We start from the raw sequence: 15,872 nt of genomic DNA on the forward strand, positions 1-15,872 counted from the left end.
GTGGCGAAGAAGCAGCCGCGCCATCTGGCCTCGTCCAAAGGCACCAACGACTTCGAGGTGCTCCCTGCGTCCAAGCTGGGCCCCAAGGCCACGCCGCCCAAGAAGCGCCCCCGCTGGCGCACGGTGGTCTCGACGCTGCTGTTCGTCGTCGCCATCGTGCTCTTCGCTGCGGCCGGCTACTCCTGGTGGAGCGCCCAGCAGCAGTACGCGGCGCAGGAGGAGGTCAACGAGAAGCTCGCCGGCTACGCCACGGTGCCCAGCGACGGCTCCGAGCCGCCCGCCGTGGACTGGGACGGCCTCAAGGCCGTCAACCCGGACGTGTGCGCGTGGCTGCAGATCCCGGGCACCGTCGTGAACTACCCCGTGTACCAGGGGGCCACCAACGAGACCTACCTGCGCACCACGGCGGAGGGGAACTACTCCGTGGGCGGCCAGGTGTTCCTCGACTGCGAGAACACCGGCCCGGACCTTGTGGACGAACAGACCATCGTCTATGGTCACCACCTCAAGGACGGCTCGATGTTCGCGCAGGTGGCGGCCTATGACGAGCAGGACTTCCTCGACACGGCGACCACCGTCTGGTGGTGCACCGAGCAGGGGAACCACCGGATGACGCCGCTCTTTGCCTACCATGTGACGGAGGACGACGAGACGGTGCGGCAGTTCCAATGGGCGACGGTCGAGGACTTCCGGAGCTATCTCCTCGGCAAGCTGGCGAACGCCGCGTCGCAGCGTGCTGGCGCCGCTGAGGTGATCGCCCGTACCGACCGCGTGCTCACGCTCGCCACCTGCAACTACATCGACGGCAAGGGACGCACCGTGGTGGTGTGCGTGCCCCAGGCCACATACGACGGCTCGACGGAGACTGCCACAGAATAGGAGCCCCATGGACCTGCGCCCTGACTCAGAGGACACCGACGTGCTTCACGAGGAGTGCGGCGTCTTTGGGGTCTGGGCGCCAGGCCTCGACGTCGCGCGCATGACGTACTTCGGCCTGCACGCGCTGCAGCACCGCGGCCAAGAGTCGGCGGGCATCGCCGTGGGCAACGGGCGCACCGTGCTCGTGCGCAAGGACGTCGGCCTCGTGACCCAGGTCTTCTCGGACGCGGACCTCGCGGCGATGCCGGGCCACGTGGCCGTGGGGCACGTGCGGTACGGCACCTCCGGCGGCGAGGGCTGGGAGGGCGCACAGCCGCACCTCTCCACCATCGAGGACGTGATCATCGCGCTCGCCCACAACGGGACGCTCGTCAACACGGACTACCTGCGCCACGAGCTCGTGGAGCTGGGCGTGCCGTTCCGCAGCGAGGTGGACTCCGAGGTGGCCGCGAAGCTCATCGGCTACTTCACCAAGAAGACCCACCACCTGCGCGAGGGCATCGCGAGCACGATGGCCATGATCGAGGGTGCCTACGCGATGGTGCTCGTCCGTGAGAACGCCCTGTACGCGTTCCGCGACCCCAACGGCATCCGGCCGCTCGTGCTGGGCGAGCTCCCCGAGGGCCGCGGCTGGGTGGTCGCGAGCGAGACCTGCGCGCTCGACATCGTGGGCGCGCGCCTTGTGCGCGAGGTCGAGCCGGGCGAGGTGCTCCGCATCTCGGACGACGGCGTGACCTCGCAGTTCGAGTACCAGGCTCAGACGCTGCGGCCCTGCGTCTTCGAGCAGGTGTACTTCGCGCGGCCGGACTCGCTGGTGGGCGGCCGCTCGGTGTACTCCGTGCGGGTGAAGATGGGCGAGCGGCTCGCGGCTGAGGCTCCGGTGGACGCGGACATCGTGATCGGCGTGCCGGACTCCGGCCTGCCGCCGGCCGAGGGCTATGCGCGCGCCGCCGGCCTCCCCTTTGGTGAGGGCCTCATCAAGAACCGCTACGTGGCGCGGACCTTCATCCAGCCCACCCAGGAGCTGCGCGAGATGGGCGTGCGGCTCAAGCTCAACGCGCTCCGCGACGTGGTGGAGGGCAAGCGCATCGTGCTGGTGGACGACTCCATCGTGCGCGGGACCACGATGGCCCAGATCGTGCGGATGCTGCGGGACGCCGGGGCGAGCGAGGTCCATGTGCGCATCAACAGCCCCGAGGTGCGGTTCCCCTGCTTCTACGGCATCGACACGGGCACCCAGGAGCAGCTGATCTCTGCGTCGCACACGGTGGAGGAGGTGCGCGAGCGGATCGGCGCGGACTCCCTGGCGTTCCTCTCGGTGGAGGGGCTGCTCGAGTGCGTGGCGCCGATGGACGGCTACTGCTGCGCCTGCTTCGACGGCCGGTACCCCGTGGAGGTGCCCCCGTCGCTGGAGCGGCACAGCTTCCTGCCGGGGCAGGGCCCCAAGAACCTGAGCCGCCACAGCCCGCTGGCGGAGCTTCGCGTGGACCAGATGGTGGACGTGCTGGAAATGGTGGCCGACGAGACGGCCTGACGGGCGGTCTGTCGGTCGTTGAGAGGGGACAAGGAGCAGCGCATGGCAGAGCACATCAGCTACGCGGACGCCGGCGTGGACGTCGACGAGGGCGCCAGGGCCGTGGACCTCATCCGCGACGCGGTGGCCTCGACGGACCGGCCGGGCGTGATGGAGGGGCTCGGCGGCTTCGGCTGCCTCTTCGACGTGAGCTACCTCAAGGGCCTCGAGCGCCCGGTGCTGGTCTCGGGCACGGACGGCGTGGGCACCAAGTTGGCGCTCGCCCAGCGGCTCGGCCGCCACGACACGGTGGGCGAGGACCTTGTGGCCATGTGCGCGGACGACGTTGTGGTCACCGGCGCCCAGCCGCTCTTCTTCCTCGACTACATCGCGGTGGGCAAGCTGCAGCCCGAGGCCGTGGCCGAGGTGGTGCAGGGCATCGCCGCGGGTTGTCGCGAGGCCGGTTGCGCGCTCATCGGCGGCGAGATGGCCGAGCACCCCGGCGTCATGGCGCCCACGGACTACGACCTGGCCGGCTTCTGCGTCGGCGCTGTGGACGCCCCGGCCATGCTCGGCGCGAACCGCGTGCGCGAGGGCGACGTCATCCTCGGCCTGCCCAGCTCCGGCATCCACTCCAACGGCTACTCGCTCGTGCGCGCCGCCGTGACCGACCGGCTCACCGACGAGCAGCTCACCGAGCCCCGCGGCGACTTGGGCGGCGAGTCCCTGGCGGACGCGCTTCTGCGCCCCACGCGCATCTACGCGGGAGCGGTCGTCCGCGCGCTCGAGGACGGTGCGCCCATCCACGCGCTCGCGCACATCACCGGCGGGGGCATCACCGAGAACCTCAACCGCGTGCTGCCGAGCGACCTGGACGCGCTCGTGGACGCCGGGGACGGCACGACGCCGCCCTGGGAGGTGCCGCCCATCATCGATTTCGTGATCGACGCGGCCTCCCTGACCCCCGAGGAGGCCTACAAGACGCTCAACATGGGCGTGGGCATGGCCGTGGTCTGCGACCCCGACGACGTGGACCAGGTGTCGGAGGCGTTCGACGCGGAGGGCCTGGAGCCGTTCCTCATCGGCGAGGTGGTCTCCGGCACCGGGACGGTTCGGTATCGCTAGAAGGGACATCCCATGACTCTCAAGCTCGGCGTCCTCATCAGCGGCGAGGGCTCCAACCTCCAGGCCGTCATCGACCGCATCGAGGCCGGCTCCCTCGACGCCACCATCGAGCTGGTGGTCTCCAGCCGCCCCTCCGCCAACGGCCTCAAGCGTGCGGCCAAGGCCGGCATCCAGACGCTCGCGCTGTCTCCGGAGCTTTACACGAACCCGGAGGTCGCGGACGAGGTCATCGCGAACCAGCTGCTCCAGCGCCACGTGGACTATGTGGTGATGGCGGGCTACATGCGCAAGGTGGGGCCTGCCATTCTGGCGGCCTTCCCCAACTCGGTGCTCAACCTGCACCCGGCCCTGCTCCCGAGCTTCCCGGGCGCCCACGCCATCGAGGACGCGTACCTCTCGGGCGTCAAGGTCACCGGGGTCACGGTTCACATCGCGAACGCGGAGTACGACCAGGGCCCGATCATCGCGCAGGAGCCCGTGCGCATCGAGGAGGGCATGTCCCTCGGCGAGCTGGAGGCCGCCATACACGCCGTGGAGCACGAGCTGTACCCCGACGTGCTGCAGCTGCTGGCCGAGGACCGCGTGCGCATGGACGAGCTGGGCGTCGTGCACATCCTGCCCGCCGGCGACGACTGAGTCACGCCCGGGTGAGCGTCGCCACCGTCTCGATGTGCGACGTGTACGGGAACATGTCCACGCAGGTCAGCGCGTCGAGCAGGTAGCCGCCGTCGGTGATGAGCTCGATGTCGCGCGCCTGGGTCTCCGGGTTGCAGCTCACGTACACCACGCGCTCCGGCGCCAGCGCGCAGAGGCTCCGAATGAACTCCGGCGTCGACCCGGCGCGCGGCGGGTCGAGCACCACGATGTCGAATCGCTCCCGGTTGTGGGCAGCGTCGCGCAGGTACTGCGTCGCGTCCGCCGCCACAAAGCGCGCCTGCTCCTCCAGGCCGTTCGCTCGGGCGTTGCGTCGCGCGTCCGCAACGGCGCCGGCGACCTTCTCCACGCCCACCACGTCCAGGCCCGGCACCTGCTTGGCCGCGCAGAGCCCGATGGTCCCGATCCCGCAGTACGCGTCGAGCAGCCGCATGCCCGGCACGAGCCCCGCCTGCGCGATGGCGGTTCGGTAGAGCGTCTCGGTCTGCTCGGGGTTGGTCTGATAGAAGCTGGAGGGGCCGATCTCGAAGGTCACGTCCAGCAGCGTGTCGTGCATCACGCCAGGCCCCACGAGTGTCCTGTTCTTGGAGCCCAGCATCGCGTTGGTGCGCCGTTGGTTGATGTTCTGAACCACAGAGAGCTCCAACGGCGCGGCCTCGGCCACTGTCTCCGCCAGTTCCTGCAGCCCGTTCACGATGGTCCCGTTGCACACGATGGTGAGCAGCCCCTCGCTGGTCTTCCAGCCGGTGCGCACAATCGCGTGGCGCAGCAGCCCGCGCCCGCGGTCCTCGTTGTAGGCGCTGATTCCCAGTCGCTCCGCCGCCCGCGCGACGTTGTTGAGGATCGGCCGGCACCGCGGGTCCTCGGTCAGGCACTGCGCGCACGGCACGATGCAGTGGGTGCCCCGCTCGTAAAAGCCGCTGCGCACCGTGCCCTTCTTGCCGGGCGCGAACGGCGTGGCGGCCTTGTGGCGGTACTCGAACGGCTCGGCCATGCCGAGCACCTCGACGCCCTCTGCGGTCACGGGGTACCGCCGTGCCCGGAAGAACCCGGCGAACAGCTCCAGCACCCGCTCGCGCTTGCGCTCCAGTTGCACGGGATAGGGCACGGAGAGCCACTCGCACCCGCCGCAGCTCTTGGCGATGGCGCACTTGGGGGTCTTGTAGGCCATGGGTTCCTCCAGACGGCGTTGTCGCCCCAGCGTAGCGCGCCCTGGCGGAGGACGGAACGGCGGACGTGGTCTATCGATACGACGAGGCCGGCGACTTGATCCAGGTTCTCGGCGTCCTTCATGGCCGCGAGGCCTTCTGACCCTCACGTTTCCGTCCCGCGACGATCCATGAACGGCAAAACCCCCATTCCCCTCGGAGGACTAGGGTTCGGCAAACGCAACCAGGCGCGCGTCGCGCCGGAGAGGAGCTGCCATGGGCACGGTCACGCGGGTGGGCATCGTCGGTCAGGGTCACGTGGGGGCGCACGTCGCCAACAGCCTCATCCTCCAGGGGATCGCCGACGAGCTGGTGCTCTGCGACATCAACGGCTCAAAGCTCGCCGCCGAGGTCCAGGACCTCAACGACTCCCTGGCGTTCTGCCCGCACAACGTGGCCATCGAGTCCGCCGCCGACCAGTACGAGGCGCTCGCGGACTGCGACGTGATCGTGAACGCCGCCGGCGACGTCTCCGCCTCCGCCCAGGACCGGGACGGCGAGCTCTTCGTGACCACGGCCATCACCCAGTCGTTCCCGCAGCGCATCGTGGCGGCGGGCTTCTCGGGCGTGTGGGTCACCATCGCGAACCCCTGCGACGTCATCGCCACCCAGATCTGGCACCTCACCGACTACGACCCGCGCAAGATCATCGGCTCCGGCACCGCGCTCGACTCCTCGCGCATGCGCCACGTGCTCTCGAAGGCCACGGGCTACGACCAGCACTCCATCGGCGCCTACATGCTCGGCGAGCACGGCTTCTCGCAGTTCACGGCCTGGAGCAACGTGAACTTCGGCGGCAAGCCGCTCGCGGAGCTGGAGGCGGAGCAGCCGGAGCGTTTCACGTTTGACAAGGACGCGCTCGAGGAGAAGGCCCGCAAGGGCGGCTACGTGGCCATGGCGGGCAAGCACTGCACCGAGTACGCGGTGGCCAATGCAGCCGCCCGTCTCGTTCGCGCGGTGGTGTCCAACGAGCACTTCATCACGGCGTGCGGCACCCTCATGACCGGCCAGTACGGCGAGGAGGGCCTCTGGGCAAGCCTGCCCTGCGTGGTGGGCGCGAACGGCGTCGAGGAAGTGATCGAGCTGGATCTGACCGCCGAGGAGGTCGAGAAGTTCCACGCCAGCTGCGCGCACATCCGCAGCAACATCGAGCGCGCCGGGGTCTAGCGGGAAGAGTCCATTAATATACGCCCGAACCTGTCCACACTGGTGGACGGTTTCTCCCATACATATCAGAAGCCACGGCCCGGTGCCCTGATTTTCCTGGCGAACTAGACTATGGAACTCAGAACTAAGGGGTAAAAGCTGGCGTACCCTCGGGAACCGTCCCTTAATTGTTGGGGTACCGTTCATCCGTGGAACGTCAGCCACCAACCTCGCCCGTGAGACAGGGCGAAGACGCAAGGGGAGGACATGCAGTCAAAGATCGCACACGCTGCAGAGCGCAAGGCCTTCAGCATCGCGCTGGACCAGATCATCAACGCCGCGTCGGGCAAGGACCGCGAGAAGAACCTCGACAGGCTCGTGGACATGGGCTCCAAGCTTCTGAAAGACACCGCGCCGGGTGCCGCGCGCGGCCTCCGCGCCGGCCTCTATCCCGGGTCCAAATGGGAGGAGTTCCTGTTCGGCCTGATGGACGAGGTCGACCACAACATCATTAAGACCGCGGTCCTCAACGGCGGCTACGAGGCGGCGTTCCGCGGCCTCCGCACCTGCACCGAGAACGCCGAGAAGTACCAGTGCAACGTGCCCTGGATCATCCTTTTCGACCCCACGAGCGCCTGCAACAAGCACTGCATCGGCTGCTGGGCCGCCGAGTACGGCAACAAGTACAACCTGTCCTTCGACGACATGGACTCGCTCGTGACCCAGGCCGAGGCGCTCGGCACCCACATGTTCATGCTCACCGGCGGCGAGCCGCTCTGCCGCAAGAAGGACATCATCAAGCTGTGCGAGAAGCACAACACCTCGATGTTCAACATCTTCACCAACGCGAGCCTCATCGACCAGGCCTTCTGCGACGAGGTCAAGCGCGTGGGCAACATCGCGTTCTCGGTCTCCCTCGAGGGCTTCGAGCAGTCCAACGACGGGCGCCGCGGCGACGGCTCCTTTGGCGAGGTCATGGCCGCGTTCGACCTGATGAAGGCCAACGGCCTGCTCTACGGCACCTCCACCGCCTACACCAAGAACAACTACAAGGACGTCACCTCCGACGAGTTCTACGACCTGCTCATCGAGAAGGGCTGCCGGTACGCCTGGTACTTCCACCTGATGCCGGTGGGCGCCGGCGCGGGCACCGACCTCATGGTCTCGCCTGAGGAGCGCGAGTACATGTTCCACCGCATCCGCGAGGTTCGCGGCATCACCGGCGGCAAGCCCATCTTCGCGATGGACTTCCAGAACGACGGCGAGTACGTGGGCGGCTGCATCGCCGGTGGCCGCGTGTACTGCCACGTGAACGCCGCGGGCGACGTCGAGCCGTGCGTGTTCATCCACTACTCCAACGCGAACATCCACGACAAGACCTGGCTCGAGTGCCTGCAGCAGCCCATCTTCCAGAGCTACCGCAGCCACTACCCGTTCAACGACAACCTGCTGCAGCCGTGCCCGATGCTCGAGAACCCGGAGATCCTGCCGGAGATGGTGCACGAGGCCGACGCCCCCTGCACGGACTACGCCGCGCCGGAGTCCGTGGACGACCTCTGCGCCCGCACCACGCCCTATGCCCAGAGCTGGCAGGCCACGGCCGAGGAGCTGTGGCTGGAGGAGCACCCCACCGGCAAGAAGATCTACGCCGACGAGCTGTCCAACATGAACGTGGACGACAAGGCGAAGATCATCGCCGCCGAGGACGAGAAGACGCAGGCGGTCACGGAGTAACTGCGAGACACGCGACAGTCAGTAGTGGGGCCCGGCGCGTCGCCAAACGCGTCGGGCCCCTGCGTGTGCAAAAGTGTGCAAATGGGGACAGTCCCCTTTTGCACATGCGCGGACCGAGAGGGGGACCCATGCCCGGCCATCGTCGCACCGACAAGCCGTCGCGCTCTCGCGCCCACGCCGCCCCGGGCCAGTCCTTCTCGGAGTACCGCTCCTGCGTTCGCAAGAAGCGCTACGCCACCAAAGTGGAGGCCCAAAAGGCCGCCAAGGCCGGATCGCGCAAGAAGGACGCCCCGGCCCTCTATGTGTACCAATGCCCTGACTGCGGCGGCTGGCACCTCACCCACCGCAAGCCCCGCTGAGCACCCTTAAAGGACGCTGTCCCTTAAAGCGGGTAGGTTGTAGGGGATCGTTTCACCCTCACAACCTCGGAGTTCTCCATGCTTGGCCCCCTTTGGGACGACTTCATCGCCACCACCGCCGGATGGTCCGTCACCGGCATCTTCCTGCGCCTGCTCTTGGCGATGATCGTGGGCATCATCATCGGGGCCAACCGCGAGTTCAAGGGCAAGGGCGCCGGCATCAAGACGCACGTGCTCGTGGCCATCGGCGCCGCGCTCGCGATGATCGTCTCGCAGTACATCAAGGAGACGATGCCGGGCGCCTCCATCGACATGGCCCGTATCGCGGCCGGCGTCGTGGGCGGCATCGGGTTCCTCGGCGTGGGCACCATCATCGTCACCGGCAAGAACGAGGTGCGCGGGCTGACCACGGCCGCGGGCCTCTGGGTGGACGGCTGCATCGGCCTTGCCGCAGGCATCGGCGACGTGCCCACCACGCTGTTGTCGCTGCTCTTCGTGCTGTTCACGTTCACGGTGCTCTCCGCGTGCGACAAGCTCACGCATCAGTTCACCCGCAACTTCGACCTCTACATCGAGTTCGACACGCGCTCGGGCATCAAGGACCTGCTCAAGAAGCTGCACCAGTGGGACTGCTCATACAGCAACTTTCAAATCATCGGGGGCGAGACCGGCGGCAAGTACCTGGCCGCGACGGTCTGCGTCACGCTGCCCAACATGGGCCGCAAGGACTCCTTCATCGACGCCGTGCAGATGCTGCCCTACGTCAGCTTCGTCGACGAGATATAAACCCCACAACGAGGCACTGCCCGTTGGGCTTCGACGCATCAAACCCACCGTGAGTCGTTACCCGACCGCTGCTGACTCGTCGGGGCGCTTCGCCCATACTGGGAGGCCATCGACCAGACGTCCCAGGAGGCTCCCATGGAATGGCACGAGGACCTCGAGTCCATCGCCGGCGTCCCGACCGTCGCCCTCGACGAGAGGGCCGGCGCCTGCGTGATCATCGACCAGACTCTGCTGCCCAACCGCGTGGTGCTCGAGCACTTGGACACGCGCGAGCAGCTCTACCGCGCCATCGACCGGCTCGAGGTGCGCGGCGCGCCCGCCATCGGCGTGGCCGCGGCCATCGGCATGTACATCGACGCGTACCACTGGATGCAGGAGCTGGAGTCGCTCGCGATCATGAGCGGCGCGGACGCGGACTGGGCCTTCGCCTACGAGCCCAACGTCAACGACTTGCTCGCCCACCTGGACGAGACCCGCGCCTACTTGGACTCCGCCCGCCCCACGGCCGTGAACCTGTCCTGGGCCACGCGCCGCATGGCGGAGCTGGCGCACCGGCTGGCCGACGAGGGCGCGTCCGCTCGCGCCGTCGTGGCGGCTCTGCGCGACGAGGCCAACGCGGTGATCGCCGAGGACGTCGAGCGCTGCCGGGCCATTGGCGAGCATGGCGCCCCGCTCGTGGCGGCCCTCGCGGCCGAGAAGGACGCTCCCGTGGGCGTCCTCACCCATTGCAACGCCGGACGCCTGTGCGCGGTGGAGATGGGCACCGCGACGGCCCCCATCTACACGGCCTTCGAGCAGGACGTCCCGCTGCGAGCCTACTGCGACGAGACGCGCCCCCTGTTGCAGGGCGCCCGTCTCACCGCGCTCGAGCTGTCGCAGGCGGGCGTGCCCACCACGCTTTTGTGCGACAACATGAGCAACTCGTTGATGGGCACCGGTGCCGTCGACCTGGTGTTTGTCGGTGCGGACCGCATCGCGGCAAACGGCGACACGGCCAACAAGATTGGCACCTCGCTCCTGGCGCTCGCGGCCCGGGCGCACGACGTGCCGTTCTATGTCTGCGCGCCCACGAGCACCATCGACCTCTCCTGCGCTTCCGGCGAGGACATCGCTATCGAACAGCGAGCGGCGAGCGAGGTCACGGAGCTGCACTACGCCCAGCGCATGGCGCCGGAGGGCATCGAGGTCTACAACCCGGCCTTCGACGTGACGCCGGCGCCCCACATTGCGGGCATCGTCACGGAGAAGGGCATCGCGTACCCGCCGTTCGAGCAGTCGCTGCGGGAGATGGTGGAGGGCTAGCGAGAGCTCGGCATGCCGCCCGGGGTCGCGGAAGGCCGCGGGCCTAACGGCCGAGCGCGTGGTCGTGGTCTCCGAGATGCAGGAGGTAGGCGGTCTTCCCGTCCGTCCTCCAGGTCAAGAGGAGGTCGCCCGTGTTTGCGACGTGGCACTCCCAAATGCCGGCTCGCTTCGGCTCCAGGAGATGGCAGCGATGACGCCGGCGCAATTCGGCCAGAGAGTCCGGGTCGTTGCGACGCACGAGCTCGACGACGTCCTGCACGGCCTCGATGTCGACCCCTTTAGCCGCCGCCCTCTTAAGATCCCGCCTGAAGGCGCCGGAGGGCTGAAGGATGAGCGCTGGCACGTCAGTCCTTTGCGAGGATGTCGGCGAGCATCTCAGCGGTGTCGGTATAGGAGCCTGCCCTGCCGGACGCGAAGAAGGCCTCGGACTCGAGGAACGCCGGGTCCTCGGTGTTGTACGTCTCCACGGTCATGTCCAGCGGGATGTGGCCGGTCCTGATGATCTGAAGGTAGAAGGCGCGGGTCACGGAGGGGACGTCGAAGCCAAGGGTCTCGACGATCGATGTGACGGCCTCTTTGTCGCCCTTCGGGAGCCGGGTGGTGATGGCGGCGTCCATGGTTGCCATGGATGGGACACCTCCCAATCTTTGGATGCTGAGAATATACAATCAGTATACTCTGCGCAGCGGTCGCGGAGCCACTCTGGACACATCGGCTGAAGAGCCCTCGCGTTCTCTGACGCCCCGGTGGGGTCGTTGGGCTCCCAAGGGGTACCAACCGGGAGTCAACGGCATCGACCACAGGAGGCTTCCATGGAATGGCCCTCGGAGCGGCGCGACCAGATCATCCTGGCGCTCGACATCATCTTCCCGATTCTCATCCTCTTCACCTGGGGCTGGGTCTACAACGTCGTCCTGATCGCGTGGATCATCTTCTTGATCTGGCTCTGCGCGACCACCCCGTCCGGATACGGCCGCACCTGGTACATCGTCATCACGGTGATCGCGATCGTGCTGGCCGTGTTCCAGTTCTGCCTGCCGGACAGCTGGATGCCGCTCGGCGACCCCTGGTGGATTTGGTGGTAAGCGCTTCCGCAGGTTGAAGGAGTCGGCGCCAGAGACTGCCTGCGTACCGAGACGATCGAACGCGAGCTTGACCGGCACGTGATGTCGTCGGCTCCAAAGGGATGGGGCACCCCGCGGGGTGCCCCATCTGCATTTAGAATCAGCGGGCTGTCTTGGCCCGCTTCCAGGGAGCGAGAAGAACGGCGCCCAGCGAGGCGAGGGCGGCCGCAGCGCCCGCGAAGGTGAGCGGCTGGGCGCCCTCGTCGCCGAGCGGGGGCACGGTGGCCGCGCCGGGACGCGAGCCGGCGTGGCGGGACGTCGCGGATGTCTGGGTCCCTGCAACCTTCGGGGCTGTCGCCCTGTCGCTCTGCGGTGTCGCCCCGTCCTTCTCGGTGCCGGCGCCCGTCCCGTCGTTACGGTCGGGGTCGGAGGGGCCATCGGGCTCCGTCGCCTTCGCCTTCTCCACCGTGAGGGTGCCCAGGCGCTGGGCGGCCACCTGGTAGTTGCTTTCCTTGGCCGTGCCGTCCCAGAGGAGCTCGTAGGTGTTGGGGGACGAGCCCACCTCCGTTTGGCTGCCGGTGGTGCTCAGGGTCGCGGTCTCCCCGCCGACGAGGCCGGAGAGGGTGCCTCCGGCCGTGAGGGGCGTGCCGTCGTAGGGTTTGCTGGCCCCGTCGGTGACCACCTCGAGGGGCGCCGGCGCGATGAGGTAGGTGCGTTGCACGGTGCAGCCGGTGTAGTCTCCCAGCCCCGTGGCGGTCACGGTCACCGACCCGGCGTCCACGGCCGGGCTGTACGTCAGGGTGTAGTCGACACCGGGGCGCAGGTGCGACCGCTCGCATCGGTGGCCACAAGGTCCATGTGCTGCTCCTGGCCGTTGTAGACGGTGTCGCTCGGCTGGCTCGCGTCGAACGTGAGGGCCTTGACCTCGATGTGGGCGGTCTTGGTCACCTTGTGGCTGGGGTCGATTTGGTAGGTGTAGCGCACGACGTAGGCGCCGGGCGCAAGGTGGTCGATGGTTCCGTTGCCGGTGCCCTGCGCCACCTCGGTGCCGTTCTCGTCAAGGACGGCGTAGGAGTAGTTGCCGGTCTCCATGAGGTTCTCGGTGCTGGCGAGGGCCATGGTGTCGCGCCGGTAGCGCTCCACCGAGGCGCTTGTCAGGTTCTTTGAGGCCGACCAGCTCCCCGGCGCGTCCATGACAAGGTCCTTGGTGTCGAACACGCGGCTGACCTGCAGGTAGATGGAGGGCTTGGCCGGGTCAGCGCCAGGACGGACCGACGTTATGGGGCCGTTCGCGGTGTTGTAGGAGTAGTACGGCCAGATGCCGGTGCCGTCGGGCAGGATGTTGACGGTGTAGCCCAGGTCCTTCACAGAGTCGAAGGCCCCCTCGAGCTTGATGTCGTAGCTGCCGTCGCTGTAGAGGGTGTCGCCGGCGACGCCGAAGTTCTTGAAGACGAAGTCGGAGTAGGAGAGGGGCTGGAGCGCCGCCTGCACCGCATCGGGGGCAGGTTCGTAGACCCGTAGCCCCGCCTCGTCGGTGCGCATGATCGTGGCGTCCCATCGCGCGTTGCCCTGGGTGACCTGGCGGATGTGCTCCATGAGGGCCGTCAGGGGCTTCTCGAGGTGCATGGTCACCGACGAGGACAGGGACGAGTCGTACGCGAACGCGCCGTCGTCGTCCCAGCGCCAATGGAGGGCACTCACGGTAAAGGCCCGGTTGGCGGGGCTGTCGTTTGCTGGGGCCTTGCCGGCGGCGATGTCGTCGAGGTCGTGGTTCATGGCTTCAAGGTTGGCCACCCTGAGGGGCACCGAGGCGTCGAGGCGCGTTCCGGCCGGGATCCATCCCTGGGCCATAAGGGCCACCACCTGCTCCCAGGAGAAATCGGGGTACTTGGCCTTGAGGGCATCGAGGGGCAGGTACTCGCCCGGAGTGATGGAGAAGGTGACCGTCTCGTCCGTAAGGCCCAGGGTGACAGGCCGCTCTTCCACGCGTTGCCCGTCGAGGACCACCTGGATGTGATGGCCGTTGGCGCGGTCGGCGCCCGAGAGCTGGAAGTTGGGCAGGCACAGGATCTCCTCCACCTTCACTGGGCGGTCCTCGTGGTTCTCGAGGGCGACGTGGGCGTCGAGGGAGCCGTCCGTCTTGGTGGCGTCGAGGATGGCCGAGGTGGTGTTGGAGCCCGAGTCCATGGTCTGGCTCGTGGGCGTGTCGGTGGCGCTGATCCAAAGGCCCTGGGACACGGAGTCCTTGGTGGTGAGGGCATCCTTGCCACCGTTGTAGATGACCGATCCGGCGGCCGTCGCGTTGGTGAGGGCCTGCGCGCCGGCGGTTTGGGAGGTCAAGGGTGCTGTGGTGCTCGCGCCAGTCGCGGCGTCCTGGGCATCGGGAGTGTCCTGATCGGACACAGCGTTCTCGTCGGCGGCCGGAGTGGCAGCCTCCGTCGCGGGCTGCCCCCCTGTCGGGTCGCTGGTCTCGGTGGAGGAGACCTCCTCCGTGGCGAGGGGTTGCGTCTCGTCGGCAACGGCCGGGGCAGCGATGGCCGGGGTCACGCCGAGAAGTGCGATGGACGCTCCGATGGTGGCGCCCATGAGGCCTGCGGTGAGCCGGGGATTGGAGAAGGGCGACGACCCTTCCTTCTCACGGGCGACGAGGATTCCGAGGCGCGAGGAGCACTGCACAGCAAATCGTCCTTTCATTAAGTATCAAACATATCGTCATATGCAAATACTAGGACGCGCCGGAATCCGTTAAAAACAAGATGTCTTTACGGTGTGTAGAGAATGAGCCCGGCATTGCGGCTCGATCGCGCCGCAGACAGAAAAACGCCCGCTCGGCCAGAACCGAGCGGGCGTTGCGCGCTTCTCGATGGTCGGTTGTCGGACTCGACGGTCAGTCGCCGAACGAGATGCCGAGCGCGCGGGCCTCGCGCACCACCTCGCCGTCGGGGTCGATGTACTTGAGCTTGCCGGCCACGTCCTCCAGCGGCACGCGGCACATCTTGCCCTTCTTCTGGCTCACCATGAAGCCGAACTTGCCCTCGAGGCAGCCCATGGCCGCCTCGACGCCGCACTGGGTCGCGAAGATGCGGTCCTGGGCGTCCGGGGCGCCGCCGCGCTGCGTGTGGCCGGGCACCGCCACGCGCACCTCGCGGTCCGTGCGCCGGGCGATCTCCTCGGCGATCTCGTAGGCCACCGAGGGCTTCACGCGAGCGGCCACCTTGGCCTTGTAGGCCTTCTTGGAGAGGCTGGCCTCCTCCTTGGTGCGCGCGCCCTCGGCCACGACGATGATCGAGTAGCGCTCGCCGTCGCCGTGCACCTCGTTGATGGCGTCCACCACCTTGTCGATGTCGTAGGGGATCTCGGGGATCAAGATCACGTCCGCGCCGCCCGCGATGCCGGCGTACAGGGGGATCCAGCCCACCTTGTGACCCATGATCTCGATCACGAAGACGCGCCCATGGCTCGTGGCGGTGGTGCGGATGTCGTCGATGCACCGGGTGGCCACCTCGACCGCCGAGGTGAAGCCAAAGGTCATGTCCGTGCCCCAGGTGTCGTTGTCGATGGTCTTGGGCAGCGCGATGACGTTGAGGCCCTCCTCGCGCAGGCGGTTGGCCGTCTTGGTGGAGCCGTTGCCGCCGAGCATGAACAGGCAGTCCAGCTTGAGCTTGCGGTAGTTGGCGACCATGGCCGGCACCTTCTGGATGCCGTCGGAGGTGGGCTCGTCCAGCTCCTTGAAGGGGGTGCGGCTCGTGCCGAGGATGGTGCCCCCGTGCGTGAGGGTCGCGGCGAAGTCCTCCTGCGTGAGCCTCGTGTAGCGGTTGCGGATGAGGCCCTGGTAGCCGTCGAGGAAGCCGTAGACCTCCAGCTTGCCCTCCGTGTTGTAGGCGAGCGTCTTGACGATGGCCCGCATCGTCGCGTTGAGCGCCTGGCAGTCGCCGCCGCTCGTGAGCATGCCGACTCGAAGCATGGAGTGCCCCTCTCATCAGGCCCTCGCCCTCTGCGGGGGCGCCTTCTCCCGTGCGCGCGTTGCATGCACGCACCGGAAAGTTTCCCATAACCCGTCCCTTGAAAAACTGCTGAACGAACAGGTTCCTCCCATTGAGGA

16 protein-coding genes are annotated in these 15,872 nt (G+C 67.6%); 10 read left to right on the forward strand and 6 right to left on the reverse strand.

Translation table 11 applies throughout. The features are described 5' to 3' along the window. The 4 genes from QJ043_RS04170 to purN are packed head-to-tail and all read left to right on the forward strand — an operon-like array spanning position 1 to position 4,153. A complete protein-coding gene (locus QJ043_RS04170; RefSeq protein ID WP_283713915.1) occupies positions 1-879 on the forward strand; it encodes a class B sortase in 879 nt (292 codons plus the stop codon). A 7-nt stretch (positions 880-886) separates the two neighbouring features. Continuing rightward, positions 887-2,413, forward strand: a complete 1,527-nt coding sequence (gene purF, locus QJ043_RS04175; protein ID WP_283713914.1) for an amidophosphoribosyltransferase — start codon at positions 887-889, stop codon at positions 2,411-2,413. Positions 2,414-2,455: 42 nt separating this feature from the next. Next, the gene (gene purM, locus QJ043_RS04180) at positions 2,456-3,517 is read left to right on the forward strand and encodes a phosphoribosylformylglycinamidine cyclo-ligase (protein WP_283713913.1); all 1,062 of its coding nucleotides are present in this window, start codon (positions 2,456-2,458) and stop codon (positions 3,515-3,517) included. Positions 3,518-3,529: 12 nt separating this feature from the next. Beyond that, a complete protein-coding gene (gene purN, locus QJ043_RS04185) occupies positions 3,530-4,153 on the forward strand; it encodes a phosphoribosylglycinamide formyltransferase (RefSeq protein WP_283713912.1) in 624 nt (207 codons plus the stop codon). Position 4,154: 1 nt separating this feature from the next. Here purN and rlmD read toward each other — a convergent pair whose 3' ends face one another. Beyond that, positions 4,155-5,342, reverse strand: coding sequence for a 23S rRNA (uracil(1939)-C(5))-methyltransferase RlmD (gene rlmD / locus QJ043_RS04190; protein ID WP_283722739.1), 1,188 nt, complete (start codon positions 5,340-5,342; stop codon positions 4,155-4,157). A 253-nt stretch (positions 5,343-5,595) separates the two neighbouring features. Between rlmD and QJ043_RS04195 the strand changes: the two genes are divergently transcribed. The 5 genes from QJ043_RS04195 to mtnA all read left to right on the forward strand — a co-directional run bounded on the left by QJ043_RS04195 (position 5,596) and on the right by mtnA (position 10,706). Continuing rightward, entirely contained in the window at positions 5,596-6,546 is a 951-nt protein-coding gene (locus QJ043_RS04195) for an L-lactate dehydrogenase (RefSeq protein WP_283713643.1), read from the forward strand. Between the two features lie 246 nt (positions 6,547-6,792). Continuing rightward, a complete protein-coding gene (locus QJ043_RS04200; protein ID WP_283713642.1) occupies positions 6,793-8,259 on the forward strand; it encodes a radical SAM protein in 1,467 nt (488 codons plus the stop codon). Positions 8,260-8,387: 128 nt separating this feature from the next. Continuing rightward, the gene (locus QJ043_RS04205; RefSeq protein ID WP_283713641.1) at positions 8,388-8,618 is read left to right on the forward strand and encodes a hypothetical protein; all 231 of its coding nucleotides are present in this window, start codon (positions 8,388-8,390) and stop codon (positions 8,616-8,618) included. 78 nt (positions 8,619-8,696) lie between these two features. Further along, positions 8,697-9,404 (forward strand): MgtC/SapB family protein, encoded by a 708-nt coding sequence (locus tag QJ043_RS04210; protein ID WP_283713640.1) that lies wholly within the window; start codon positions 8,697-8,699, stop codon positions 9,402-9,404. A gap of 135 nt (positions 9,405-9,539) precedes the next feature. After that, positions 9,540-10,706: an S-methyl-5-thioribose-1-phosphate isomerase gene (gene mtnA, locus QJ043_RS04215; RefSeq protein ID WP_283713639.1), complete on the forward strand. Its 1,167-nt coding sequence runs from the start codon at positions 9,540-9,542 to the stop codon at positions 10,704-10,706. A gap of 43 nt (positions 10,707-10,749) precedes the next feature. On the opposite strand, the gene QJ043_RS04220 is transcribed toward mtnA, so the two are convergent. After that, a complete protein-coding gene (locus QJ043_RS04220; protein WP_283713638.1) occupies positions 10,750-11,049 on the reverse strand; it encodes a type II toxin-antitoxin system RelE/ParE family toxin in 300 nt (99 codons plus the stop codon). Between the two features lies 1 nt (position 11,050). Then, positions 11,051-11,332, reverse strand: a complete 282-nt coding sequence (locus QJ043_RS04225) for a hypothetical protein (protein WP_283713637.1) — start codon at positions 11,330-11,332, stop codon at positions 11,051-11,053. 186 nt (positions 11,333-11,518) lie between these two features. Between QJ043_RS04225 and QJ043_RS04230 the strand changes: the two genes are divergently transcribed. Then, entirely contained in the window at positions 11,519-11,791 is a 273-nt protein-coding gene (locus QJ043_RS04230) for a hypothetical protein (RefSeq protein ID WP_283713636.1), read from the forward strand. Positions 11,792-11,930: 139 nt separating this feature from the next. Here QJ043_RS04230 and QJ043_RS04235 read toward each other — a convergent pair whose 3' ends face one another. The 3 genes from QJ043_RS04235 to QJ043_RS04245 all read right to left on the reverse strand — a co-directional run bounded on the left by QJ043_RS04235 (position 11,931) and on the right by QJ043_RS04245 (position 15,734). Beyond that, the gene (locus QJ043_RS04235) at positions 11,931-12,551 is read right to left on the reverse strand and encodes an MBG domain-containing protein (RefSeq protein ID WP_283722740.1); all 621 of its coding nucleotides are present in this window, start codon (positions 12,549-12,551) and stop codon (positions 11,931-11,933) included. 14 nt (positions 12,552-12,565) lie between these two features. Next, the gene (locus tag QJ043_RS04240) at positions 12,566-14,446 is read right to left on the reverse strand and encodes a hypothetical protein (RefSeq protein ID WP_283713634.1); all 1,881 of its coding nucleotides are present in this window, start codon (positions 14,444-14,446) and stop codon (positions 12,566-12,568) included. A 211-nt stretch (positions 14,447-14,657) separates the two neighbouring features. Beyond that, on the reverse strand, positions 14,658-15,734 hold the full coding sequence (locus QJ043_RS04245; protein WP_283713633.1) for a 6-phosphofructokinase: 1,077 nt from the start codon (positions 15,732-15,734) through the stop codon (positions 14,658-14,660). Positions 15,735-15,872: the final 138 nt, after the last annotated feature.

Origin of the sequence: Kribbibacterium absianum, from assembly GCF_030067705.1 — a bacterium.
In the GTDB taxonomy this organism is placed as follows: Bacteria; Actinomycetota; Coriobacteriia; order Coriobacteriales; family Atopobiaceae; genus Kribbibacterium; species Kribbibacterium absianum.

What these genes read in the sequence shown, in the direction of transcription:
- purF (WP_283713914.1), top strand. Translation starts at nt 887, where the DNA reads ATGGACCTGCGCCCTGACTCAGAGGACACCGACGTGCTTCACGAGGAG.
- purM (WP_283713913.1), top strand. Translation starts at nt 2,456, where the DNA reads ATGGCAGAGCACATCAGCTACGCGGACGCCGGCGTGGACGTCGACGAG.
- purN (WP_283713912.1), top strand. Translation starts at nt 3,530, where the DNA reads ATGACTCTCAAGCTCGGCGTCCTCATCAGCGGCGAGGGCTCCAACCTC.
- rlmD (WP_283722739.1), bottom strand. Translation starts at nt 5,342, where the DNA reads ATGGCCTACAAGACCCCCAAGTGCGCCATCGCCAAGAGCTGCGGCGGG.
- QJ043_RS04195 (WP_283713643.1), top strand. Translation starts at nt 5,596, where the DNA reads ATGGGCACGGTCACGCGGGTGGGCATCGTCGGTCAGGGTCACGTGGGG.
- QJ043_RS04200 (WP_283713642.1), top strand. Translation starts at nt 6,793, where the DNA reads ATGCAGTCAAAGATCGCACACGCTGCAGAGCGCAAGGCCTTCAGCATC.
- QJ043_RS04205 (WP_283713641.1), top strand. Translation starts at nt 8,388, where the DNA reads ATGCCCGGCCATCGTCGCACCGACAAGCCGTCGCGCTCTCGCGCCCAC.
- QJ043_RS04210 (WP_283713640.1), top strand. Translation starts at nt 8,697, where the DNA reads ATGCTTGGCCCCCTTTGGGACGACTTCATCGCCACCACCGCCGGATGG.
- mtnA (WP_283713639.1), top strand. Translation starts at nt 9,540, where the DNA reads ATGGAATGGCACGAGGACCTCGAGTCCATCGCCGGCGTCCCGACCGTC.
- QJ043_RS04225 (WP_283713637.1), bottom strand. Translation starts at nt 11,332, where the DNA reads ATGGCAACCATGGACGCCGCCATCACCACCCGGCTCCCGAAGGGCGAC.
- QJ043_RS04230 (WP_283713636.1), top strand. Translation starts at nt 11,519, where the DNA reads ATGGAATGGCCCTCGGAGCGGCGCGACCAGATCATCCTGGCGCTCGAC.
- QJ043_RS04245 (WP_283713633.1), bottom strand. Translation starts at nt 15,734, where the DNA reads ATGCTTCGAGTCGGCATGCTCACGAGCGGCGGCGACTGCCAGGCGCTC.